At 40.3% G+C, this 24082-nt stretch carries 28 protein-coding genes and 1 riboswitch; of the genes, 8 read left to right on the top strand and 20 right to left on the bottom strand.

What is annotated here, in order from left to right:
- Positions 1-225: 225 nt before the first annotated feature.
- The 6 genes from mmuM to A6755_RS13450 form a co-directional block, all read right to left on the bottom strand.
- Positions 226-1188, bottom strand: coding sequence for a homocysteine S-methyltransferase (mmuM, locus tag A6755_RS13475; protein WP_063590941.1), 963 nt, complete (start codon positions 1186-1188; stop codon positions 226-228).
- Positions 1178-2572, bottom strand: coding sequence for an S-methylmethionine permease (gene mmuP, locus A6755_RS13470; RefSeq protein WP_063590940.1), 1395 nt, complete (start codon positions 2570-2572; stop codon positions 1178-1180). Before mmuP ends, mmuM begins: the two co-directional genes overlap by 11 nt.
- An 83-nt stretch (positions 2573-2655) precedes the next feature.
- A riboswitch (SAM riboswitch) is annotated at positions 2656-2758 on the bottom strand.
- 231 nt (positions 2759-2989) lie between these two features.
- Positions 2990-3598, bottom strand: a complete 609-nt coding sequence (locus A6755_RS13465) for a flavin reductase family protein (RefSeq protein ID WP_063590939.1) — start codon at positions 3596-3598, stop codon at positions 2990-2992.
- 18 nt (positions 3599-3616) lie between these two features.
- Entirely contained in the window at positions 3617-4225 is a 609-nt protein-coding gene (locus tag A6755_RS13460) for an alpha/beta hydrolase (protein WP_063590938.1), read from the bottom strand.
- On the bottom strand, positions 4225-5172 hold the full coding sequence (locus A6755_RS13455) for a ring-cleaving dioxygenase (protein WP_063590937.1): 948 nt from the start codon (positions 5170-5172) through the stop codon (positions 4225-4227). Before A6755_RS13455 ends, A6755_RS13460 begins: the two co-directional genes overlap by 1 nt.
- A gap of 24 nt (positions 5173-5196) precedes the next feature.
- Entirely contained in the window at positions 5197-6174 is a 978-nt protein-coding gene (locus A6755_RS13450; RefSeq protein ID WP_063590936.1) for a ring-cleaving dioxygenase, read from the bottom strand.
- Positions 6175-6415: 241 nt separating this feature from the next.
- Between A6755_RS13450 and A6755_RS13445 the strand changes: the two genes are divergently transcribed.
- The gene (locus A6755_RS13445; RefSeq protein ID WP_063590935.1) at positions 6416-7015 is read left to right on the top strand and encodes a nitroreductase family protein; all 600 of its coding nucleotides are present in this window, start codon (positions 6416-6418) and stop codon (positions 7013-7015) included.
- A gap of 178 nt (positions 7016-7193) precedes the next feature.
- Here A6755_RS13445 and A6755_RS13440 read toward each other — a convergent pair whose 3' ends face one another.
- From A6755_RS13440 to A6755_RS13430, 3 genes are read right to left on the bottom strand one after another with little or no spacing between them, the layout of a single operon-like run.
- Positions 7194-8246, bottom strand: a complete 1053-nt coding sequence (locus A6755_RS13440) for an alpha/beta fold hydrolase (protein ID WP_084737714.1) — start codon at positions 8244-8246, stop codon at positions 7194-7196.
- On the bottom strand, positions 8239-8742 hold the full coding sequence (locus A6755_RS13435; RefSeq protein WP_034307255.1) for a hypothetical protein: 504 nt from the start codon (positions 8740-8742) through the stop codon (positions 8239-8241). The genes A6755_RS13440 and A6755_RS13435 overlap by 8 nt, the downstream gene beginning before the upstream one ends.
- Before the next feature lie 27 nt (positions 8743-8769).
- Positions 8770-9531 (bottom strand): SDR family oxidoreductase, encoded by a 762-nt coding sequence (locus A6755_RS13430; protein ID WP_048679861.1) that lies wholly within the window; start codon positions 9529-9531, stop codon positions 8770-8772.
- Between the two features lie 362 nt (positions 9532-9893).
- On the opposite strand from A6755_RS13430, the gene A6755_RS13425 reads away from it, so the two are divergent.
- Positions 9894-10343: an OsmC family protein gene (locus A6755_RS13425; RefSeq protein ID WP_063590934.1), complete on the top strand. Its 450-nt coding sequence runs from the start codon at positions 9894-9896 to the stop codon at positions 10341-10343.
- A gap of 55 nt (positions 10344-10398) precedes the next feature.
- On the opposite strand, the gene A6755_RS13420 is transcribed toward A6755_RS13425, so the two are convergent.
- Positions 10399-10650: a YkuS family protein gene (locus A6755_RS13420; protein ID WP_034307261.1), complete on the bottom strand. Its 252-nt coding sequence runs from the start codon at positions 10648-10650 to the stop codon at positions 10399-10401.
- A 98-nt stretch (positions 10651-10748) separates the two neighbouring features.
- Between A6755_RS13420 and A6755_RS26690 the strand changes: the two genes are divergently transcribed.
- Positions 10749-10883 (top strand): YuzL family protein, encoded by a 135-nt coding sequence (locus tag A6755_RS26690; RefSeq protein ID WP_134402135.1) that lies wholly within the window; start codon positions 10749-10751, stop codon positions 10881-10883.
- 126 nt (positions 10884-11009) lie between these two features.
- On the opposite strand, the gene A6755_RS27075 is transcribed toward A6755_RS26690, so the two are convergent.
- Positions 11010-11174, bottom strand: coding sequence for a hypothetical protein (locus A6755_RS27075; RefSeq protein ID WP_174878715.1), 165 nt, complete (start codon positions 11172-11174; stop codon positions 11010-11012).
- Between the two features lie 95 nt (positions 11175-11269).
- On the opposite strand from A6755_RS27075, the gene A6755_RS13415 reads away from it, so the two are divergent.
- Entirely contained in the window at positions 11270-11461 is a 192-nt protein-coding gene (locus A6755_RS13415) for a hypothetical protein (RefSeq protein ID WP_063590933.1), read from the top strand.
- 214 nt (positions 11462-11675) lie between these two features.
- On the opposite strand, the gene A6755_RS13410 is transcribed toward A6755_RS13415, so the two are convergent.
- The 3 genes from A6755_RS13410 to A6755_RS13400 all read right to left on the bottom strand — a co-directional run bounded on the left by A6755_RS13410 (position 11676) and on the right by A6755_RS13400 (position 14753).
- Positions 11676-12614, bottom strand: a complete 939-nt coding sequence (locus tag A6755_RS13410) for a magnesium transporter CorA family protein (protein ID WP_063590932.1) — start codon at positions 12612-12614, stop codon at positions 11676-11678.
- A 724-nt stretch (positions 12615-13338) separates the two neighbouring features.
- Entirely contained in the window at positions 13339-13611 is a 273-nt protein-coding gene (locus A6755_RS13405) for a hypothetical protein (RefSeq protein WP_057277433.1), read from the bottom strand.
- A gap of 62 nt (positions 13612-13673) precedes the next feature.
- Entirely contained in the window at positions 13674-14753 is a 1080-nt protein-coding gene (locus tag A6755_RS13400) for a nitric oxide synthase oxygenase (RefSeq protein WP_063592544.1), read from the bottom strand.
- Between the two features lie 263 nt (positions 14754-15016).
- Between A6755_RS13400 and catR the strand changes: the two genes are divergently transcribed.
- The gene (gene catR / locus A6755_RS13395) at positions 15017-15340 is read left to right on the top strand and encodes a catDE operon transcriptional regulator CatR (protein WP_034307270.1); all 324 of its coding nucleotides are present in this window, start codon (positions 15017-15019) and stop codon (positions 15338-15340) included.
- A gap of 138 nt (positions 15341-15478) precedes the next feature.
- Entirely contained in the window at positions 15479-16396 is a 918-nt protein-coding gene (locus tag A6755_RS13390) for an NAD(P)/FAD-dependent oxidoreductase (RefSeq protein ID WP_034307272.1), read from the top strand.
- Positions 16397-16648: 252 nt separating this feature from the next.
- Here the strand turns inward: A6755_RS13390 and A6755_RS26685 are convergent, their stop codons facing one another.
- Positions 16649-16795 carry a lmo0937 family membrane protein gene (locus A6755_RS26685; protein ID WP_106027466.1) on the bottom strand — a complete coding sequence of 49 codons (147 nt, stop codon included), beginning with the start codon at positions 16793-16795 and terminating at the stop codon, positions 16649-16651.
- A 267-nt stretch (positions 16796-17062) separates the two neighbouring features.
- Between A6755_RS26685 and A6755_RS13380 the strand changes: the two genes are divergently transcribed.
- Together A6755_RS13380 and A6755_RS13375 are read left to right on the top strand one after the other, a co-directional pair.
- Entirely contained in the window at positions 17063-17383 is a 321-nt protein-coding gene (locus A6755_RS13380; RefSeq protein WP_063590930.1) for a YckD family protein, read from the top strand.
- Positions 17384-17551: 168 nt separating this feature from the next.
- Complete coding sequence (locus A6755_RS13375; protein WP_063590929.1) at positions 17552-19525, top strand: S9 family peptidase; 1974 nt, start codon at positions 17552-17554, stop codon at positions 19523-19525.
- Between the two features lie 42 nt (positions 19526-19567).
- On the opposite strand, the gene A6755_RS13370 is transcribed toward A6755_RS13375, so the two are convergent.
- The 5 genes from A6755_RS13370 to A6755_RS13350 all read right to left on the bottom strand — a co-directional run bounded on the left by A6755_RS13370 (position 19568) and on the right by A6755_RS13350 (position 23979).
- A complete protein-coding gene (locus A6755_RS13370; RefSeq protein ID WP_105718815.1) occupies positions 19568-19999 on the bottom strand; it encodes a CBS domain-containing protein in 432 nt (143 codons plus the stop codon).
- 80 nt (positions 20000-20079) lie between these two features.
- A complete protein-coding gene (locus tag A6755_RS13365) occupies positions 20080-20916 on the bottom strand; it encodes an MBL fold metallo-hydrolase (protein ID WP_063590928.1) in 837 nt (278 codons plus the stop codon).
- A gap of 387 nt (positions 20917-21303) precedes the next feature.
- The gene (locus A6755_RS13360) at positions 21304-22284 is read right to left on the bottom strand and encodes an ABC transporter permease (protein WP_034307282.1); all 981 of its coding nucleotides are present in this window, start codon (positions 22282-22284) and stop codon (positions 21304-21306) included.
- A complete protein-coding gene (locus tag A6755_RS13355) occupies positions 22277-23188 on the bottom strand; it encodes an ABC transporter ATP-binding protein (protein WP_048678272.1) in 912 nt (303 codons plus the stop codon). The genes A6755_RS13360 and A6755_RS13355 overlap by 8 nt, the downstream gene beginning before the upstream one ends.
- Positions 23185-23979: an SGNH/GDSL hydrolase family protein gene (locus A6755_RS13350; protein WP_063590927.1), complete on the bottom strand. Its 795-nt coding sequence runs from the start codon at positions 23977-23979 to the stop codon at positions 23185-23187. The genes A6755_RS13355 and A6755_RS13350 overlap by 4 nt, the downstream gene beginning before the upstream one ends.
- Positions 23980-24082: the final 103 nt, after the last annotated feature.

Genomic DNA, 24082 nt, shown 5'->3' with positions numbered 1-24082 from the left:
TATGATTTAATTTCTCTTTTTACAGTTTTTGCAAAAGGGTTGGTTTATCTGTAATTTTCAGCCGATCTTGCGCGACTTATTTCTAAAGTGCCAAGAAATTAATAGTTCAATCCTTTCAAATTAATCGAATCTGAATAAAGAGCTCAAAAAGAACAGGAACCGCCAGATTCCTGTTCTTTTTGTTTATAGGTTTCCCGACTAACAATATTTTTGATAACAAAAATGCTAGGAGAACGTTACCACGGAAGGTCGCCACTTTCTTGAAATGCCCGCAATATGATGAGGAGCGGTTCTGCAACATCCTCCAATTATATTTGCCCCCGCATGGTGCCAATCTTCAGATTTCACATCGAGCCTATTACATGATTCTGGACCATGCCATGTTTTAGTTTCTGGATTATATGATTCACCGGAATTTGGATAAACGATAATTGGTTTATGCGTGTTTGCACGCAACACCTGTATGGCTTCCGTGATAACTGATACAGGCGCACAGTTGATGCCAATTGCGGCAATTTGCTCACTGTCCCCAAACAATCTGGCACACTCCTCCAGCAATGTGCCGTCACTTATCGCTTTTTCATTTTTCAAAGAAAAGGACAGCCAAGCATAGACTTCTGGATAATCTTTCAATAATGAATGTAATACTTTTGCTTCTTGCAGGGAAGGAATCGTTTCAAATGCTAAAATATCGGCTCCCGCTTCAATCAAAGCTGATATTCGTGAGCGATGAAATGCCGCTAAAGTTTCATCTGAAACACCATAATTCCCAACATACTCTGAACCATCTGCAAGATAAGCCCCATAAGGTCCAACTGATGCAGCAACCAATGGCTTAGGTCTAATCGTTTGATATTCTTCCTTCCAAAATTCATCTCTTGCTTTTCTTGCAAGTAAAACCGTTTTCCGGATTAGATCCAATGCCTCTTTTTCTTGTATTCCGCGGAGGGCGAAACCTTCAACCGTTGCTTGATAGCTTGCCGTTATCGCACAGTCAGCACCAGCTCGAAAGTAGTCAGAGTGAACCTGGTAAATCACTTCTGGATTTTCAAGTAATACACGTGCAGACCACAGGGGATCGTCCAAGTCACACCCATGACTTTCAAGCTCTGTAGCTAAAGCTCCGTCCAAAATCATGACTGAATGACCTCGTAAAATTGCTTCAATTGGGTTAATTTTATTCTTCATCGTCTACTCCTCTTTTCTTTATGGTTTGTGTCAGATAATAACTTCCATAGCAAAACAAAATAAACGGAATGCCACAATATAGGGCTATTCTTTGTGTAGGATCAAATGCAATTCCTATGCAAGAAGCAAGACATAGCATAAATGAAACGATTGGTACGAATGGATATAATGGTGTATGATAAGCCAAATCATTAACTGAGTTTCCTTCGTTTATATATCGTCTGCGAAATAGAAACTGTGACGCGCTAATACTCATCCAAACTATAACCACGGCTAGTCCAGAAATGGATACAAGCACTATATATACAGTATCCGGCGCAATAATACTCGAGAAAAGTGCTAAAACACCGCCTAGCATACTGAAAAGGACTGCATTCAAGGGAACACCCCGTTTTGTCAATTTTGCAAATATTGGTGAAATAGTTTTCTTATCTGCAAGTGACCAAAGCATCCTGGATGAGGCATATAGTCCTGAGTTTGCAGCAGACAAAATGGCAGTTAATATAACAAAGTTCATAATATCCGCTGCATATGGCACTCCAATTCGTTCTAGAACGGCAACAAAGGGGCTCTCTAATACGCTTGCATCCGAAACAGGCAATAATGCGGATAAAACAACGATGGTACCTACAAAAAAGATAATCAATCTCCATAATGTCATACGGATTGCCTTTGGAATCGTTTTTTCCGGATTCACAGTTTCTCCAGCTGCAACTCCGATCAATTCAGTTCCAGAAAATGCAAAATTCACCGCGAGCATCGTCATTAGAATGGCAAAAGCACCATTTGGAAATAAACCTGCACTTGTAACATTGGAAAATAACGGAGCTGATTGTGCGTTAATCATTGGAATGAAACCTATCATTGCCGCAACTCCCAGAATAATGAATATTACAATAGCAAATACCTTTATAGACGCAAACCAGAATTCGGATTCAGCGAAAAACTTAACGGTCCACGCATTTAATGCCAAGACCAAAATGGCAAAAAGAGCACTCCATATCCAGACACTGATTGAGGGAAACCATCGCTGCATCAACAATCCTGCAGCCGTGAATTCCGAACCTAGTGCAACAGTCCAGGTTAGCCAATACAACCAGGCTACTGTATACCCTGTCCCTGGTCCGATGTATTTGGCTGCGTAACTATGAAACGCACCTGTCTCGGGCATATGCACTGATAGTTCACCTAGACATAGCATGACTAGATAAACCACTAATGCACCAATCAGATACGAAAGGATGGTTCCGAACGGACCAGCCTGTTGAATCGTATAACCCGAACTTAAGAATAAACCAGTTCCAATCACCCCGCCAAGCGATAGCATTATTATATGCCGTGCTTGCATTTGCCTTTGAAAATCATGCTTCCTTTTGTTCTCCATTCTAACTCTCCTTAATCTTGCATCCAGAAAAAACGAAAACGCACTCCAAAAAAGAGTGCGTTACTGACAAATAAACACGTACGGTCTTATCTATCAAGGTTTCACCCCCTGGAATTAGCACAGTGTCTTTGTAGACCTGTTGCTGAGGTTTCATAGGGCCAGTCCCTCCACCTCTCTGGATAAGAAATTATTTTTTTATAACTTTATCAATCTATGATAAAATTGTCAAGTTTTGTTTCGGAATGTAAAGACTTCCTCTTTTAAATGATAACGATCATGGCGTCTGCGGCATTAATATTAAATTGTTTCTGGAACAGGCGCTAAGCGTAATAAAATGGAAAATAAAACTAATCGGGGTCATGTTGGTCCTTAAAAATGGCGACATCTTAAAAGATGTCACCATTTTTTACTTTTTCCTTAAGGACGTTCTATTTCAAATAATTCCCCTAGTTTTGTATAGGTATGACCTGCTAATCTTGCTACAGGTTTTAGCCCATTCTGGTCAATACGGCCATTATGGTAAATATCTTGCTCTATATGATAGCAGACTATTTTCCCTATCAGTAAATCACAACCTGGTTTATTCTTGGAACCTGCCAATGGAATCGATTGCTCTAATGTACATTCGAACCGCACCTTCGCTTCTTCCAATCCTGGTACGGATACCTTATCACTAACAGCCAGCGTGAAATTAGTAAGACCCAATTCACTTTCTTCAGATGGGAGTTCCTTGGCCGTTCGATTTGCATCAGCAACATTATTTTCGTCAGTGATATGAACAACGAACTCACCTGTTTGAATTGCATTTCGGGCTGTATCCTTTGAAACTCCTTCTTTCCGTTGAACAGAAATGGAAATCATCGGAGGATTTGAACTGACTATGTTAAAAAAGCTGAACGGCGCTATATTGATTGTACCGGTTTCGGATTGTGTCGTAACCAGCGCTATAGGTCTCGGTATAATGCTTCCAGTCAAAAACTTATAATTATCCCGTTCAGTTAGACTTTCAGGGTTAACAGAAATCATCTTCATTCCCTCTCATTCTTATAAAAAGTTCTTTTGAAACCATGAACCTGCTGCATCAACCTCTGAACGTGTCAACTGATGACCGTAATTTCCCCACTGAACTTCAACTGTAGCGCCAGCTTGCCGTAAAAGTTGATTAAGTTCATCTGTTTCTTCTGCTGGGCAAATAGGATCGTTTTTACCTGCAGCTATAAATACAGGCATATCTGAAAGGGACGGCAAAGCAATCCCTCGTCTTGGAACCATTGGATGATGAAGAATCGCTCCTTGTAATGCCCCCTCGTAATGGAACAGCAAACTTGCCGCTATATTTGCACCATTGGAATAACCTAATGCCACCACTCTGTCACGGTCGAAGTCATATTTTCCGGATGCTGATTCCAAGAAGTCATAAAGCTCCTTCGTTCGGAAGATCAAATCCTCTTCATCAAAAACCCCTTCAGCTAACCGTCGGAAATAACGGGGCATTCCATTTTCAAGTACATTTCCCCGTACGCTCAATACGGATGAACCCGGTGAAACCATTTCGGATAATGGCAAGAGATCTGTTTCCGTTCCTCCAGTGCCATGTAAAAGCAGTAGTAACGGAGCTTCTGGATTACTTCCTTTTTGAAAAATATGTTTCATCATTTATCCTCCTCTAGTACTCTCGGCACTGCCGGCAGTAACGTTTTTTCCATGACTTCCCGCTTTTCTTCCAACCATGGCGGCAGCATTAATTTACTGCCCATCGTTTCCTTCGTTTCATCATGAGCAAAGCCGGGTGGATCTGTGGCAACTTCAAAGAGTATGCCTCCATCTTCCCTGAAATAAATCGCATCGAAGTATTGTCGGTCTGTAAAGGGTGTCACACCATAGCCATGGTTACCGATATGCTCCCTCCATTCTTTATGATCTTCATTATCGCTCGCACGCCATGCAATGTGATGGACAGTTCCCACTCCGATTTTACCGTTTGGTAAAACCGTTTTTTTAACATCGATCAAATTTCCGATATCCGATGTGGATTTGAAGCGGATGAAATCGCCCTCTTCCCCAACCTTTTGAAGGCCCATCACTTCCTCTAATAGTTCCATCGTTTTGATCGGTTTTGACGTCAATAATACAGCTCCGCCGAAACCCTTGACCGCCTTATCAGCTGGTACACCGCCGAATGACCACTCGCTATTTTTACCTTCTTTACGCTCAACCAGTTCAAGTTGCAAACCATGTGGGTCTTGGAACTCAAGATATTCCTCACCGAAACGTGAAACCTTTTCAAAGTCTATATTAAATTTACCCAAACGATTTTCCCAGAAGCCCATTGAACCCTCCGGAACTGCATATGTTGTAATCCCCACTTGTCCGGAGCCAATTGTCCCTCGGTATGCCTCAGGCCAAGGAAAGAAAGTGATGATTGTGCCCGGTGAACCGGATTCATCTCCGAAATATAAATGATAGGTGCCTGGATCATCAAAATTAACGGTTTTCTTCACCATACGCATTCCCAATACTCCAGCATAAAAATCCACATTCTCTTGAGGATTGCCTACAATTGCGGTTATATGATGTATCCCTGCATTTTGCTTTTGCATGCCGATTACTTCCTTTCCCGTTGATTAATTAGTTGATTTTGTATTTAGTGGTTTTAAATTCGATTCAATATCCTTTCTTTTCGATTCCAAAAAAGGTGGCAGGGCAAGGTTCTCACCTAGATGCTGCTCAGCTTCATCCACTTCAAAACCAGGTCCATCAGTAGCTAGTTCAAATAATATGCCATTCGGCTCCCTAAAATAGAGTGAACGGAAATAAAAGCGGTCCACATATCCCGAGTTCACGAATTTCGATTCACTAATCTTTTCTACCCATTTTCTCAATTCTTCTTCATCATCCACCCGGAAGGCAACATGGTGTACTCCACCCCTCCCCAGCCTTTCCCGAGGTATGTCATTCCTTTCTTCGATATGGAGTTCCGCTCCTGTTCCTCCTTCACCTGTCTCGTAAACGACTATCGGATTTTGCCCCCTGATAGCGGATGGGTATGTGCCTGATTTCCTGAATCCCAATACCTCGATAAGAACACTTTCTGTTTGTTCAATATTGGGTACTGTAAGTTTTACTGGTCCTAATCCAAGGATGGAAAACTCTTGCGGTACTGGGCTTCCATCCCACGGAAATCCTCCTTGAACACCGTTATTATCCTGATCGGAAACCAGAAGAAGCCTCTGCCCTTCTGGATCTTTAAAAGAAAGTACCTTTCTTTCAAAACGGCTCGATATTTCATCGTGCTCTACATTGAATTCCACAAACCGTTCTTTCCAATATTCCAGCGCTACATTATCCTTCACCCTTAAAGAAATTTCTGAAATGCTATTGTTTCCCTCATGAGTGCGGGCAGCATTTGGAATTTCAAAAAACGTCAATTCCGTACCCGGTGAACCAATTTGATCTCCATAAAATAAGTGATACACACGAACATCATCTTGATTCACCGTTTTTTTGATTAATCGCATCCCTAAGACTTTTGTGTAGAATTCAAAGTTATTTCCCGCTTTTGCTGTAATCGATGAAACATGATGTAATCCTTTTAATTCCATCCGTACCACTCCTATCTTTATAAATCTCCCCTTACGGAGATGAATTAATCCGCTAATAATATCTCGAATTCAAGGTATTTAACCTGAAATAATACTTTTAATACAAATATCTTGATTTAAAGATAAACGACAGGGATAAAATTGTCAACCATTTTCATTCAAATAATTTTACCGGATTCACTTATCATAAAATAATAAAATCAGGCCAAAATAAATCGGTATAAGAATGGAGGTGTGATATATGGTTAAAGATTTTTTTAGCGCAATTGAAGATAGACGCTCTTATTATTCCCTTAGCAAGGAAAATGTTGTTCCTGATAAAAGGATTAAAGAAGTTATCGATCATGCCGTTCAATACTCCCCTTCCGCTTTCAACTCCCAAAGTGCCAGAGTGATTGTTTTAACTGGTCAAAGCCACGACCAATTATGGGATATCACGAAAGAAACATTAAGAATAGCAGCCGATGGCAAAGATTTTAAAAAAACGGAAGAAAAAATGAGGTCATTTATAAATGGTTATGGAACGGTTTTATTCTTTGAAGACCAGGCCATAATAAATAGGCTCCAAGAACAATACAAAACGTATGCCGAAAATTTTCCGATTTGGTCGAACCAATCTTCTGCCATTTTACAATTTGTCGTATGGACTTCCTTGGAAATTGAGGGGTTTGGTGCAAGCCTTCAGCATTATAATCCTTTAATCGATGACGAAGTGAGAAAGACATGGGATATATCACGAGATTGGAAACTCATCGCACAGATGCCCTTTGGAAAACCCACTTCAGAACCTGGCGATAAAGACTTCTCACCACTTGAAGAAAGAGTGAAATATTATCAATGATATAATAGGGGCTGGCTCTACATAACGAGCCAGCCCTTTTATTTTATTTCGCTTTAGTAATCCGGAAATGTTGCAAAAAATTTTGAAAATATCAATGACGCAAAGCCTATATACTCAAAAACCGGCATGATTTTGATATCCTCACTGAGGTTCAACACGTATATTTCACATCCCCCTCTTATTGAATGGGTGAAGAACGCCCTGGCAGCCATTCCTTCAAATAATATGGGAGTACACCGGAATATTGTTTAGCAGCATGTCCACTTTTCAATAGGTTATATGTCTTATCCTTACATGTTAAATGCTCCATAACTGGATAAATCATTTCCTGTGGGACCAGTCGATCATACTTACTTGCTATGACCAAAACACTAGCATCAATTTTCGATAGCTTCGCTTTTTTTCCCCTTACCTTAAAGCTACCATTAACCAAGCTATTTTTTATCAATAAATCCTTGGTTATTTGTTTTGCGGCTGCTCCGGATAATGGTACATGCCCATTAGCCCAAGCATTGAAGCGGCGCCAGTTTTGAACGTATTTCTCATCATCCGCTTGATTCAATAAAGATAAATAAGGTGATATATAGACGGGCGATGTAATTAACCGGATTCCATATTTAACTGCACTGGCCGGTATCGTTTGATAAATATCTATTGTCTCGTCAAAATCCGCTGTCCCTTCTTTAAGCGCCTCCTGCCATTGATCAAAAAATTCCGAGGCACTGAAATCCACCGGGGTCACGGAAAGTATCAAATTCTTGATCGGCTCGTCTGCAATGGCAGCATATATTGCGGCTATTGTACCGCCGAGGCAAAACCCCATGACTGTAATTTCCGATGCTCCAGAGTGGCGTAATGCACGCTGCACTCCTTTTTGAATATAATCGACGATATAATCTTCGATCGATATGTCACCATCTTCAAATCCCGGGCTTCCAAAATCAAGTAAATACACATCAAAACCTTCATTTACAAAAGATTCTATTAAACTATTACCTGGGGATAAATCAAGGATCAAAGGAGTATTGATTAGTGAATATATAAGAAAAACCGGTACCTCATATTTTTTTTGTGCTGAAGGATAAAACCAAAGCGTTGATTTGTTTTTTTTCCATACCGCTATTTTCGGAGTCAGTCCCATTTCAGGCAATGGCTGATTGGGAATATTCAATAAATGTTGCCATTTAGTTTTGGACTCAGATTGATTTTTCGGCACTTTCCGCTTAACCATTTGAATTCTCCTGTCGAACTGAATTGAACTCAGGCAACTGTGAGCTTAACAATAAGGAGTTATTTAGAAAATCAGATATCCTTTTTTTACTCCCTTCCTTTTCATTGGATGCCAATCTTGATTTCTTTTTGATGCTGCGGGATGAATTGGCATTGCCTTTATTGCGAATTGAAGAATTACCCCCGACATTCCCGCCCCTATTCTCAACAAGTATAGAGACCAATTCTTCCAACCCATCAATTTTTTCTTCGAGTTGGATGACTAATTTCGCTAAACTCGCCACATCTTTTTTTGTTGGATAATTCATGATGATGGACATTCTTTCTGAGGCTTCCTGCAGACTATTTATTCTTGGCACCTGCATTTGCGCATTATCGCTCACTCTTTCGATTAATTCGCGATTATTCAGCAGATTTTGAATTTTACTATTCAGCTGTTGCTCTTTTTGTGTGCCTAGTAATTTAAGCCCTTTATAAAAATTGGATTTTTCCGCCATATATTTCTTCCTTCCTTTCTCCTCCGTTTACACTAATGCCGATATTCCACCGTCAATGATCAAAATATGACCTACCATATAGTCAGAAGCCTGGGAGGCTAAAAATACGGCGGCACCCTTTAAATCATCTTCATCGCCAAACCTGCCAGCCGGAGTTTTACCTAATATGTCATAGTTAGACTTTTCAAGAATTTTCTTTGTGATTTTAGTCGGGAAAAATCCAGGTGCAATTGCATTGACTTGGATACCGTATCTAGCAAGTTTAACTCCTAAATCCTTGGTCATTGTAATGATGGCACCCTTACTGGTGTTATAAGCTATCGTATCCAAAAGCTCTGGAAACGTCCCGCCAAGTCCTGTCACCGATGCAATATTTATGATTTTTCCGGAATTTTGCTGCTTCATGACCTTCGCTACAGCCTGTGAAAACAGGAATGTACCTGTAACGTTAACATTCAATACTTTTTCCCACTTGTCCTTGGGAAGATCCAAAAGCGGACCTGACCAGGATGTACCGCTATTATTGACAAGAATATCAATCGTGCCGAATTGAGCAACCGTTTCCTGAACGACATGGTCAATGGCACTCACATCGGTGATATCACATTCAAAGGCAACGGCATTAACACCCATCGATTGCAAGTCTTCACATACCTCCTTACAGACAGGCAGATTTCGTGAAGCGATGACTATATTTGCGCCAGCCTCTCCCAACGCCATGGCGATCTGTTTTCCCAGTCCTCTGCCGCCGCCGGTAATGATAGCCGTTTTATTAGTCAAATCGAACATATTACTCAATGTAGTCAACTTTTCAGCCCTTCCTTAATGAAGTATTATTTATATAAAACCGTCTATATCATTATAGAAAGGCCTATCCAATATTGTGCTTAAAATAGCCTAATGCCTCTGCCTTTTGTTTTATCAACAAGTTTCACTTATATTTAGAATGCTTCTGTCAGCTGGCAGAAACTGAAAACGTAATTCGGCAGGCGGTAATTTATTTGATCGATTCATATCTTAGATCCGCTCAGCGGTGGATTCTTTGCCATAAAAAAACTCTGGCAATCGCTGGATTATTTGACTGATTGAGCAAAATCGGATACTTAACCTGTTTTGTCGTTTACACTATAGAATAGTAAGGAGGTTAAAAAATGACAATACATCACTTTCATTTAACTGCCGAGTGGCCTGGCGGCAGAAATGATAGCGGCACGATTCATTCAGGGAATCTTCAAACACAGATAAGCATTCCTACGGAAATGGAAGGACCAGGGATTGGGACTAATCCAGATGAAATGCTGCTTGGAGCGGCATCGACCTGCTATATCATTACCTATGCTGCCATGTTAGAGCGGTCCCATATAGAAAAGATGAGCTTGACCATGCAATCGGAAGCGTTAGTGGATGTTACGAATGGTGTATTCACCTATAAGAAAATCATTCATCGCCCCGCACTTATATTGGTGCCGGGTACTTCTGAAAAAGTGGTTGAAAAAGCGAGGAGACTTGCTGAAAAAGCCGAGACTTCATGTATGATTTCCAGGGCGATCAAAGGGAATGTAGCAGTGGAGTTGATTGCGGAAATTTCCATAGCACAGTAACCTTGAATAAACGGAAAAAGTGCCTAACCCTATATCGGTTTAGGCACTTTTTGAACTATTGAATGGTATTCACTTTATTTTCAACCTCGCGGCACACTTCATCAGCCGTTAAACCATTTGCCTCAATGATAGACGCTTTTAATGAAGTATCGCTTATACCCATCACATTACTTTCCAAACCTGTTACCACACAACAATCCACGTTTTTTGCGTCAGCTTCTTGTTTAATTTCCACAACATCAAAACCTTTTTCACGAAGTGCTTCCTGAATATTCGTTAATGATTCTTCAACACCGATTCTTGACATCAACACACACCTCCTCTACCTTCTAACCTGTCCTTATCCCCCTCAATATATGTATAGGATGCAAAGGAAATAGGAAAAGTAATATCGAGGTGATAAACATGAATGGAAAAAACAAGAAAGATGCTTCACAAACTCGTTTAGGTTCTTCTCAGGTAGAGGGGCAAGGTACCACTACAAAAGAAACCGGGTCCTTCGCTCAACCCTCTTCACTTAAAAAACAAAAGCGTACCTGATAAAAGAGAATCCTAAATCAACCATGAAATTCAAACCATGATATGAAAAAAAAACGCTTGGTTTATCCGCCAAGCGTTTTCCGATGTATGATCTTTTTTGCTTTACTTTAAAATCAGGGACATCTCTTACATATTTTGCTTTCTGACTTCCTCTTGGATCTTAAGATCATTCAATTGATCTCCATCAATTTTTTTTGAATCCATTTTTCCTTTATCGGCTCCATCTGGGTTTAAATCACTTGCCCTTAAATTATTATTGCGAGATGCTTGCTCGTTCCATTTGGTCATCATGATCTCCTCCTCAGTCCTTTATCCTTCCCAAATCTAAGAATATTCATGAATACCCCCCATCATTTATTGCAAAGATAAAAATGGAGGTGGTTATATTGGAACCAAACAAACCCGGCAATAAGAATGTACCGGATTTCAAAGAGTTGAACGATCGTATCATAAGAGAAGCATCAGAGAGTCCCCGTTTAGTGATTAAAACCAATTTGGATGCAAAGAATGTAAATGATGAGAACCCTTATTCAGATCGTATTAACAGTGAAGGATTTTCTGATTTTTTTGAGGAATAAAACAATAAAACATGCTTGGCAGCCTCAACCAAAGGTTCGCAGGCACCAGTTGATCTATAATTGGAACGTAAGGTGCGAGACTCCTGCGGGAAAAGCGAGTCCATGAGAGACCCCACAAGCGCAAATGCGCCGAGGGCGGACAGCCCGCCCAAAACGAGTGCCTTAGTGGAAATCAATGTTCAAATTAAAAACCGGCTTAATAAGCCGGTTAATCTTAAAAATATTTTTTCTTCCAAAAAATGAATGCAGTCGTCCCCGCCAAAGTGATGGCAATTAATAATGTAAAAATGAAAGCAAACTGATTATGTTCAAATGGCAGTTCCACATTCATTCCATAAAAACTTGCCACCATCGTCGGCAGCGTTAATATAATGGTCACTGATGTTAGAAACTTCATGGCATTATTGACATTATTGGAAATGATCGAAGCGAATGCATCCATCATACCGCTAAGAATGGATAGATACACTTCTGCCATTTCGATAGCCTGAGCATTTTCGATGATTACATCCTCAAGCAATTCTTTATCTTCTTCATACATTTTCAGATAATTAAATCGGAGGATCTTATCAAGGACTACACGATTGGATTTCAATGATGTCGTAAAATAAACAAGGCTTTTTTCCAAAGCAAGGAAAGTGTATAATTCTTTATTTTTCATTGACTGATGTAATTCACGTTCGGCTTCATTTGTCATCTTGTTAATCTGTTTCAGGTAACGTAAATAATAGGATGAAATCTCGAATAATATTTGTAAAGCAAATCTCGTCTTCTTATTGGTGAAGAATCCTTTGATCTTATTGTTTTTGAAATTCGCCAATATCGGAGTTTCTTTCAGAGATACCGTAATGAAACAGTCTTTGGTAAAGATCATGCCTATGGGAATCGTTTCAAAAATCGGTAAGTCGGCTTCATCCCTGGTCAAATATGGGAAGTCGACAATTATTAAAACATTATCATCCTCTTTTTCGATTCGCGGTCTTTCCTCATCATCGAGTGGATCTTTCATGAAATTGATCGGTAACTTCAAAGTCGAGCATATATAATCTATTTCGGCTTCTGTGGGCGCGACAATGTTCACCCAGGAACCTTTTGTCATTTCCTCGATATTATTCAGGTGACGGTTATCATCCGTCTTGTAGATTTCAATCATTTTTTGACCTCCTCTTCTATAGAGAAAGCCTTATTTACCTTCTTCGAGCAGATACTCAGGGAGAATAACAGTCTCGACTTCTAGCATCATATTGGCTTCCTCTTGCTTTCTGGGTTCAGGATCATAAGAACTGCTGCTCACTCGTATCCACTTCCTTTCGATTCTTTTATCTTAATCCTTATTCATTTAAAGCACAATAAAGAATTTAATACCTTGAATCCTTGTTCAGAATTCGTAATCATCTGACATTTATCAATTGATAAATAAAATGCCACTACAAAAAAAACGCCTGGGTAGCCCCAAGCGATAGTTAGTAGGCAAAAAGGGTTCGGAAAACGTAACTGATGTTCCTAAACCACCAGAATCGAAACACACCTTCAACTCCTCGGGCATGATTACAATTTTCAGATGTTGATTTCCACTCCAGTTTGTTTAAAATCATGGTTCGGAATGGTCTCATCCTGAACCATGGAAGCCCTGGTTATCATTCATTTTTATTACTTTTTATGAAACCCTCATTAGATTGAAGAAATTTGCGACACTCCTGCCGAAGTACTGGCTAGCAGAGACACCACAGGCGCCTGCTTTGATGCGGCTTCGGCAGTCGGCGGAAAAGAAGCGGCGGATTTCTGAAATCAAAACAACCTTTTAATAAAAAAAACTGCAGACAAACTAAACAAGTTTGTCTACAGTCTGACACTTGGGTACTCCCAAGCGATTTGCTTTATCCATGCTTTGCATTATTATAATAGTGAACACCGTACATGGCGCCTTCGTCCACCATTTTATTGTCATCATGATCATATGGATCAGGGTGACCCGCCTTTTCAATTACAGGATCCAACTCTGAAGCCGTCCTATTCCAAAAGCCTACCGTTTTTGCTTTTGCATTGGACCACATGTCCTTCACTTTTCCTCTGTTTGTTTTATTCGATAAAAATGAGACTCCGGCAACTCCGACTCCTAGTAATACTGCGTTTCTTCCTAATGCCATCATTACCTTCCCCCTTATTTATTTGGCTTGCTATATATATACCCGCCGCCAGTTCATGTAAACCTTTATTTATATGGAGGAATTTGATAAAAGAAATTAGGTTTCATTATTTCATTGTTATATGGCTGATGGAAAACATGGGTCGTGGCTGGTGACACCGGTGGAATTAACCAGGTCCAATCCCCCGTTACTTTCCGGTCATATGAGGCTTCTTTTTCTTCGAATTTCTTGAATTGCTTAGCTGCTGTATGGTGATCAACAATGCTGACTCCGTGTTTTTTATACGAATGAAGGACTGCTTCATTCAGTTCGATAAGGGCTCGATCTTTCCATAAACTCGAATCACGTTTAATATCCAGGCCCATCCTCTCCCCGATTGCCGGCAGCATATTGTAGCGTTCTTCATCAGCAAGATTCCTCGCACCGATTTCCGTTCCCATGTACCACCCATTAAATGGTGCAGCTGAATAAGTAATACCGCCAATTTCCAGCCTCATACCAGATATGATTGGAACTGCGTACCATTTTAGTTTAAGATCTTCGAACCATGTCAGTTCAGGGTGGGTGATTTGAACCTCTTTAACGAGGCTTTCAGGTATATCATGAAAACTAGCGGTTTTTCCGTTCACTTGGACTACAAGGGGTAATATATCGAAAGGTCCGAATTTCGCTTCCCACCCTAATGCCATACATCGCTTGGTGAATTCGATTGAACTTGAATCGCCGATTACTCCATGTTCCGTCTCATATCCTGCATAACGAATAAGTTGATGATTCCAAATATCCACTTTTCGATCATGATCTTTCTGTTTGAAAATTGTAATCACCGGTCTGATATTCCCATTATTCGTAGCATATTCGATATGTTCGAAGAGGGCCGATACAATTTGTTCCTCGCTTTGAATCATTCTTTTATCAATCACCCTTAGTGATTCCCAAAAAAAGCGACCAATGCAACGATTGCTATTTCGCCAAGCTACTTTAGCACCATATACCAATTCTTCATATGTATGTTCATATCTGCCTGTTTCATTTATTTCCTTTTTAATTTGTTCGATCCTGCCATTTATGTCCTCTTCCGTTTTCAATAATTCCGGATAACTTGTCCTGATAAAGGATACGGCCTCTTGCAGTAACTCACTCATCTTTCCCACGGATCCTTCCATTTGCAAAACTTTGACTTCAATATTAAAATAACATATTTTTCATGGTATCTCTAAACAACACATTTTTAAAAGCACGCTTTTTTTTAAAATGTGGCAAATCCGAGGCGGAATCCTTTTCATGATACTTAAAGTAAGCTCGTGAATTTCTTATACTATAACATCTCTAGTAACTAAATAATTTTCGGTAAAGTTGTTACATATGAGGTAAATGCATTATAATATATTAATAATGAGGTGATATGATGAATAATACGACACTTTGTCCACGATTTGAAAAAGGAATGCAAATCTTGAGTAAACGCTGGACTGGATTGATTGTCAATCAATTACTTAATGGCCCTCAACGGTTTTGTAATATTGAATCTGCATTCCCGATAAGCGGCAGGATTCTTTCTGAACGTTTAAAGGACTTGGAAATTGAAGGTATTGTTAAAAGGGACGTATATCCAGAGACACCGGTCAGGATTGAATATTCTTTAACTGAAAAAGGCAAGGCCCTTGCACCGGTTATGAACGAAATTCAAAATTGGGCACAAGAATGGCTCGACCCAATACAGAATCAATGATATAGGCTAAAGATAAGGGAGGAAGATCTGCCAAATGCGGACTTCCTCCTTTTTTTGTTTAAGCTCCAGCGACTAGTGGTATATTTTTTACAGATAGAATAACACTAGGTTTATTCCAAATTTATGGGCGGTGAATTCATGAAACAAGCAGATTGCATTATTATTGGTGGAGGTATAGCCGGGATTCAGGCAGCCATCCAGCTAGGAAGATATAAACATGATATTATCGTCATTGATTCTGCTCAAGGCCGCTCCTCCATTGCCAAGGCATACCATAACATTCTTGGGTGGCCAGACGGGGTAAGCGGGAAACAATTAAGGACGCTTGGCAGGCAGCACGCTGAAAAATTCGGTGTCGAATTCACGGATGATACCGTGACATCTCTAGAAAAAAAGCAGGACAAGTTTTTTATCCAAACTAAAAATGACAGGGAATATCAAGCAAAAATGATTTTTCTTGGTACTGGCATTACCGATAACATTCCTCCAATCAAAAACATCCATTCAACTCTTGGGACATCCACATATATATGCCCTGACTGTGATGGGTATGAGATCATGGATAAGCAAACCGTTGTTCTTGGTGGCGGAAATACGGGTGCAGGCATGGCGCTTACTCTATTATATTGGTCAAAAGATATCATTTACGTAAACCATTTGAAATCTAAAATTGATGATGAGTATAGAGAAAAGTTAACGGCAAATCACATTCCCGTAATTGAAGAGGAAGTTTGTGAGGTTCATGTCGATGCCAATCAGGAGTTAACGGGCATAGAATTAATATCTGGTAAAATTATCAGAGCTGAAAAGGCATTTACGGCGTTTAAAGGGAACAAGCTTAATAATGGCCTAGCCTTACAATTGGGTGTGCAGGTCAATGAAAACAATCATGTCGTGGTTCATCCCCGGACTAAAGAAACGAATATTAAAGGAGTCTGGGCAGGCGGCGACCTCGTTGCCCATTCCGAACAAGTCACCATTTCCATGGGAGATGGCACCCAGTCAGCGATATGGATTCATAAGAGATTGTTAGGCCATCCACTTCCTTATGATTGACAGTTTACTGAATTAAAAGGCGCCCTGTTCACCAGGGCGCCTCAGTTTGTAGACAAAAGGGGTTATATCTGAATTTTAAAACAAAGTTGATAGGAGCGGGTGTTCGAGACTCCTGCCGGAAAAGGACCGCCCGCGGAAAGCGAGTGCCTGGAGTGGAGATCAAATTGTCTACAATTTTAGGCGACCTATTCACCAGGCCGCCTTTTACATTGTTATTTAAAAGCTTTTCCAGGTCAGTCATTCAATACACCTCTACATTCGATTCCTTCCCTTAAAAACCTTAACCAAAATGAGAATGACCGCGATGATAAGCAAGATATGTATAAAGCCTGCAGCCACTTTGAAGACTAAACCAAGAACCCATAATAATATTATTACACCAATAATCGTCCAAATCATGATAATCCCCCTTTCTTCCCTTTTAAAGGACTTTTTATTAATAAGAAGTTACAACAATATTTTCACTTACATTTAAAATACCCATATCTTTCTCTAACAAACCTCCCCCTTATTTTTTACATAAAACTGTAAATGCTGTAAATGATAATAAAGAAATAAGGAATCTTCCATATTGATTATCATTCACCATTAGGAAGAGACTTTCAGGTTTTTAAAGGTTCTACAATTAGGCAGAAAAAATCATTAAAAAGAAGGAGTCGTTCATTCATGAAAAAGTTTTTCGTCATCTGTTTAACAGCTTGTTCCCTATTCCTAGTCAACCTTAATCATCCGGTTGCACAGGAAAATAAAGCAAAGACTGAAAGTGTACAATTCACTGATGCTCAAAAATCGGAAATCGCTAAGATCCAAAAACAAATACTCGCTGACAAAAAGAGATTGATCGAAAAATATGTTGAGTATGGCGCGCTTTCGAAAGAAGAAGCCGATAAAATGGTTTCACATTTTGAAAAACATTATAAAATGATGGAAGAACATAATTTCCAAATACCGCCGCACCGTCCGCATGCAGGACATATGCATAAGTAATTGTAAGTTTTTGCCGATATATCCAGATAATCCGACCTGATAAAAAGGCCGGATTATTTTCATTTCTTTCGTCCTTGATAAATAAACATGGCGCGTTTACCATTTACTAAAGGATTTTATTTCTCTTTAGCGAAATACATAACTATGAGAAATGAAAGGGTGAAAAGGATGAACAAAATAGGTATAACAGCAAGAGACTTATTTCACTTGAAATCAGTAACCGATCCAAAGCTATCACCGGATGGCAGCATGGCGGTTTATGTCCAAACCAGAATAGATGAAAAAACGGAAAAATACATTTCCAATCTGTTTATGTTCAGCCTGATTACGAATGAAACAAAGCAATGGACGTTTGGGGATAATCGTGATACATCACCAGCCTGGTCCCCCGACGGCAAGCATATCGCCTTTATATCAGATAGATCAGGAAAAAAACAAGTCCACATTATCGGGAGCATTGGCGGGGAAGCTCGCCAGCTCACCCATTTCGTTAACGGCGCTTCAAAGCCTATTTGGTCCCCTTGTTCCACCAAGTTACTGCTTTCTACCGGGTTAAAGGAAGGCGAAAACCTTAATACGGCCAAGGAAAATGATCTATCCAAAGAAGTTAATAGGTATGACCGGATCAAGTATAAATGGGATGGGAGAGGCTATTTTGATCAGTTGTATCAGCAGCTTGTTATAGCGGACATTTTTAAAGGAGAATTCACATTGCTGACGGAAAACAATATTGATCATCTTCCGAATGCGTGGTCTCCAGACGGACAGCGTATTGCATTCATAAGCGGGGATGCAGAAAGAAGTGATGATGAACTTTTTTCAGATATATTCATCATGGATCTTGATACGAAATCTTTAGAGAAAATTACGGATAGTACAGGTTTCTTTAGAGATCCTAAATGGTCTCCAAATGGCGAATATCTATCTTTCATTGGCCATAATAAAGAATTTGCCGGTGCCACCTTTTCAAATATCTGGTTATATTCCATCATGGACCAAACTACTCAGTGTTTGACCGACGGATGGGACGTGCAAATTGGAGATTCCGCAATAGGGGATTTCCAAATCGGAGCCGTCGACCCAGGTATTTTGTGGACAAACGATAGTCAAGGTTTTTACTTTTTAATAAGTGATTATGGAAATACCGGAGTATATTATGGTTCCATTGAAGGAGCTATGTATCCATCAATCCTTGACCCGCAGCATATATACGGCCTGACTATAGATCCCGAAAGCCACCGTGCTGTCGTGGCCATCAGTACACCTGTTCATCCTGGCGATCTCTTTGCTTATAACCTTACCAATGGTGATAAGGAACAAATCAGTTTTGTTAATGAGGTTTTTTTGAAGGATAAACATTTGTCCATGGCTGAACCCATTACTTTTCCATCAGTCGATGGGCTTACCATTCACGGCTGGATCATGAGACCGAACGGTTTTAATGGTAGTCAAAAATATCCGCTCATTTTAGAAATCCACGGCGGACCGCATATGATGTATGCTAATACCTATGTTCATGAATTCCAGACCTTGGCTAATGAAGGGTATACTGTATTGTTCACTAACCCGCGAGGGAGTGTAGGATATGGCCAGGACTTCGTAAACGCCTGCCGTGGCGACTATGGAGGCATGGATTATAAGGACTTAGTGGCTGGAGTCGATCACGTTCTAGCTACATATGATTTTATAGACGATGAAGATTTAGGGGTATCCGGAGGAAGTTATGGAGGATTCATGGTAAATTGGATCATCGGACATACCAACCGCTTCAAGGCGGCTGTGTCTCAGCGTTGTATCAGTAACTGGCTAAGTTTTTATGGGGTCAGCGACATTGGCTATTATTTTACAGAGTGGGAAGTTGGCGGCGATATCATTAACTCTGCTGAAAAACTATGGCAGCACTCTCCATTAAAATATGTCTCCAATGTGGATACGCCTTTACTTTTACTTCACGGAGAAAAGGACTTCCGCTGTCCCATTGAACAGAGCGAGCAATTTTTTGTCGCTTTAAAACGGCAAAATAAAGAAGCCGTACTTGTTTCATTCCCAAATGAAACTCATGAGGTATCGCGAAGCGGATCTCCAAAAATGCGCCTGCAACATGTTGAGGAAATCAAGGGCTGGTTCAATAAGTATCTTTAAAAACCAAAACTCTGTTAGCAATAGCTAACAGAGTTTTGGTTTTTAGTGCTGAATTTGATCTCTGTCTTCGGAAATTGAACTTAAAGCATCTCCCGCCATTGAATTTGTCTGTTGGTGTACAGCAAGATCACCTAATGCAACGACACCGACCAGCTTTTCATTCTCAATGATAGGGAGCCTTCTGATTTGTTCGGTAGCCATTAACTCCTCAGCTTCCTCCACTGACATATCAGGCGTACCTGTTACAAGATTGGTGGAAATGACATCGGTAATTCTAGTCGAGTTCGGCTTTTTCTCGGCAACACAGCGAATGACGATATCCCTGTCTGTAATGACACCGATTAAATGGTTATTCTCCAATACAGGAATGACACCAACATCATCATTCTTCATTTTGACTGCTGCTTCATATATATTATCTTCCGCAGTGCAACAGTCAACGTCTGTTGTCATGATATCTCTTAAATTAGTCACGGAAATCCCTCCATTTTTCATAAGTTGCTTGTTTATTTTTGACTTCTGCAGAGAAATTATTCATTAAACACGTTCACCCTTCATTCCACATATTTCCCATGATCCGGTTTAGCTAATGAATCGAATTCCTTTGCAAGCTTCGCTAAACCCATTTCCAGTTCTTTCCCTTCAACAGGATACCCGTGCCCTGTTATGGCAACAGCGGGCTTCAGACTTTCCAATAGACGTACCGATTCTTTGGCAGCCTCCCAATCGGTTGTTAAATACCGCGGCGGTCCTGCTATTTCTTTCTCCTGAGTGATAACCTTGTACAGGGAATCTTGCCTGACATTCACAAAAGCATCTCCAACAATCAAACTTCGGTCACTTTCACGGAAAAGTGAAATATGTCCTTTCGAATGGCCTGGGGTGTGAACCCATTTCCAATCACGAAGCCCGGGAACACTATGATCATCAGGCAATGGCTGAACTTTTTCATCAAGGTTGATTCCCTCATTCGGAAATATCGATGAGATTTTGGCGACCATCCCCCCTTCAACAGTTGGATCCGGTTCGGGATAATTTTCCTGTCCCGTTAAATAAGGCATTTCTTTAATGTGGGCATAAACAGGAGCCTCCCAATACTCCATTAACTCAATCAGTGCACCAACGTGATCGAAATGTCCATGTGTCAAAATAATTGCAGCAGGTGGATTTTGCGGTCCGTATATTTCTTCAGCAGTATTCTTTATTGCCTCTGCTGAACGCGGCATCCCAGCATCAATCAATACCCATTTATCATCTTTTGGTGACCCTACAAAAATTACATTAACGATTTGGACGGACAGACAATATATATCCTCATTTATTATCTGTACATCTCCACTGGAAATTGAAGTCATTGGCATGAATTTTTCATTCAAATGATTATCATCCATTTATAATCCTCCTATTTTGAACATACTGTTTTTTAAAGGATACCCTGTACGAGAAAATAAAAAACAACCTATAATTTATATAGGCTGTTCAGACTGCAGGCAAATTCGAAAGCGAGCCTACAATTTTTTTGAAAAGGTGGAGTTGATTATAGAAATCCGCTCCCTTTCCGCCGACTGTCTGCCAAGCCTCCTCGAAGCAGGCGTCTGTGGGGTCTCGGCTAGCCAGTTATTCGGCTGGAGTGTCGCAAATTTCTTCCATCCATTGAGGGTTTCAGTTCATCTAAAGTAAAATTTCATGTGGATAATCAGGTCTTGTTTTAAAAGCGACACTTCCGAACGAATTATGTCAACAAACTGAAACAACTTATAATTTCTATAGGCTGTTTCTCAGTATACATCCCTCCGTGTAAATACTGTAAAAGATACAATTAAAGCAAGCGCCCACCAAACGAGCAGAGTAATGACGGAGGAAAGTAAAGTCATCCCTTCTATTGGCGGAGCCGTTCCGCTAATATAAGCGGTCAATTTCAAATTCACCATAAAGAAATATTTCGCTGATTCCCATGATGAAACCATATTGTTCAATATAGCTCCGGAAATCAATGCAGCCAGCATGATGCCCATGCCTGCAGGGGTGCTTCTCACCAGTACCGAAAGCATGAAAGAAAGGGTCCCTACCACAACCGCCACCAGCCAGACAAGTCCCAAATCCATCAATAGGAATTTCCATTGTTCCACTAGCCTTACTTGACTGACATCCACGTCAGCACCCTTCAATTCAAATCCGGTTATTACAGGGGCCCCCCAACCTTGATATCCGAAAACGATACCCGATAATAGGTAAGACAATAAGGCTGTCACCGCCACGATAATCGAAACCGATAATAATAATGTTACATATTTGCTCAATAAGATTTTCCAGCGCTCCACTGGCCGTGTCAGCAAAAGCTTGATTGTCCCTTGACTATTTTCGGAAGAAACCATATCACTAGCCACAATCATGATTAACAGCGGAATGAATAAATCGATTGCATTTTCCAAAAACATGCGTGTAAAAGTGGCTGCGCCTGGTTCTGAGGGATTGATATCATGATCGAGATAATATTGCTGCTGCTTCAGACTAACTTGCAGCTGTTCACGCCACTCATCGAGCATCCTATTGGAGCCCAATCGATTTTGAGTATCAATGATTTGCTGCTGAAGAGCTGCACGCCAATCATCCGTTCCCAACTTCTCCCGCTGCTCTTCCACTTGTTTGTATTGGGCATATGTAAACATCAGGACTAAAATTCCAACGATGAGACCGATTATGATTAACCGTTTCTTTGCCAGCAACTTCATCATTTCATTTTGGACCAAGTTATTCAATGCCCGCACCTCCCCCCGTAACTTGCAAAAACAATTCTTCCAATCCCGGGAGCTTTCGATTCATTTCATGCACCCTCACGCCTGCTTGGTTAAGAGCAGCATTCCATTCAGGTGTCTTAAGTTCATCATAGGCTGTAATGATATATTTTTGATCTAAGGTAATTTCGGTGAAGCTGCTAAGTATTTCCGCGCCCTTTTGAATAGGTTCCACCCGCCAAAATATCCGCTCCTGCGTGGATAATAAGCTCTCCACTGTATCCGTTTTAATAATTTCCCCACCTTTAATGATTGCGACCCGGTCACATAGTTGCTGGATTTCACCTAACAAGTGTGAGGAAACCAGAACGCTCATACCTTCTTCTTCAGCCAACTTTCTGATGAATTGCCGCATTTCACGGATTCCGGCAGGATCTAGCCCGTTAGTCGGTTCATCCAAAATCAATAGTTTAGGGCTGTTCAGCATGGCCTGCGCGATTCCTAAACGCTGCCTCATTCCTAACGAATAGGTCTTCACTTTATCGTGAATTCTCGCTTGCAAACCGACGAGTTCAACAACCTCGTCCATTCTTGTTTCATCAACATCAGGTAACATTCTTGCAAAGTGGAGCAAATTATCCCACCCGCTCAAAAATGGATATAACTCTGGATTTTCGACGATGCAGCCCATTTGCTTCATAGCCTTCGTAAAGTCCTGACGAACATCATACCCGCATATATGGATGGAACCCGAGGTTGGCTTAATCAAACCGACCAACATGCGGATCGTCGTCGTCTTGCCTGCTCCATTCGGTCCTAAAAAGCCGAAAACTTCCCCTTCGTTCAGCTCAAAATCAATTCCTTTAATAATTTCCCTTTTGCCAATCCTTTTTTTTAAATCCCTGACAGATAATGTCACCTGTTTCATCGTTCCACATCCTCCCATTTTATTAAAGGAGCAACTCTATCAGCAATTAAACGATATCCCTTCTTATTGGGGTGAAATTTATCTGAATACAAATACTCATTTACCGACAATTGAAATAAATCAAAAGTTGGAACGAAAATTGCATTTTCATAAAGAGCCACGACTTCCGCCGTTTCATTATTCCAGTCCCGTACGATTCGGTTCGTATCAAAGTCTTCATCCAAATCTATAAACGGATTATACAGCCCAAGCAACAAAATGGTAGCTGTATCATTGACTTTATTGATATCCTTAAAAATTTCATGTAAATTTCCCAAGAAACTCTTTTGTGATACAGTAATAGCTTCACGATCATATTCAAGCAGGGTCCTGCCTTTTTGAAATAAATCGTTACCCCCGATTGTAACTAAAATAACATCAGCAGCCTGGATTTGGCGCTTCACTTCCGGTTGTCTCACTTGCTGTACCAATTCTTTAGACACTTGTCCATTAATTCCCAGGTTATGAATGATTGGTTTTCTATTGTATTCACTCTTTAAATCTTCAATAACAAGTCCAACGTAACCTTTCCCTGTTTCATCACCTGTGCCGCGGGTCAATGAATCGCCTATCGCTACCACCGTAAAATCATCGGGAAAATCATTTTTTTTAATGGCGGTTTCTTCAATCACTTCCTTATCGGAAGTTCCCTTTCCATAATGGTCCATAATCGCCCATCCAAGACAAAATAAAAAAAACAGACCGATAAAAGCTGATGCGATGGTAATAGCCAACACTTTTGGTTTGCTCAAAAACACTCACCCTTCCATTCATTCTCTATCTTCCATTAAATCATATTATTTCCAAAAATAAAAAACTGATTGTTTTGGTTAAAATTCCCAATACACAAAAGCA

It is taken from the genome of Peribacillus frigoritolerans (assembly GCF_001636405.1).
GTDB lineage: Bacteria > Bacillota > Bacilli > Bacillales > DSM-1321 > Peribacillus > Peribacillus frigoritolerans.
Note: the sequence above shows the minus strand (reverse complement) of the source record. Positions and strands in the feature narration are given on the sequence as shown.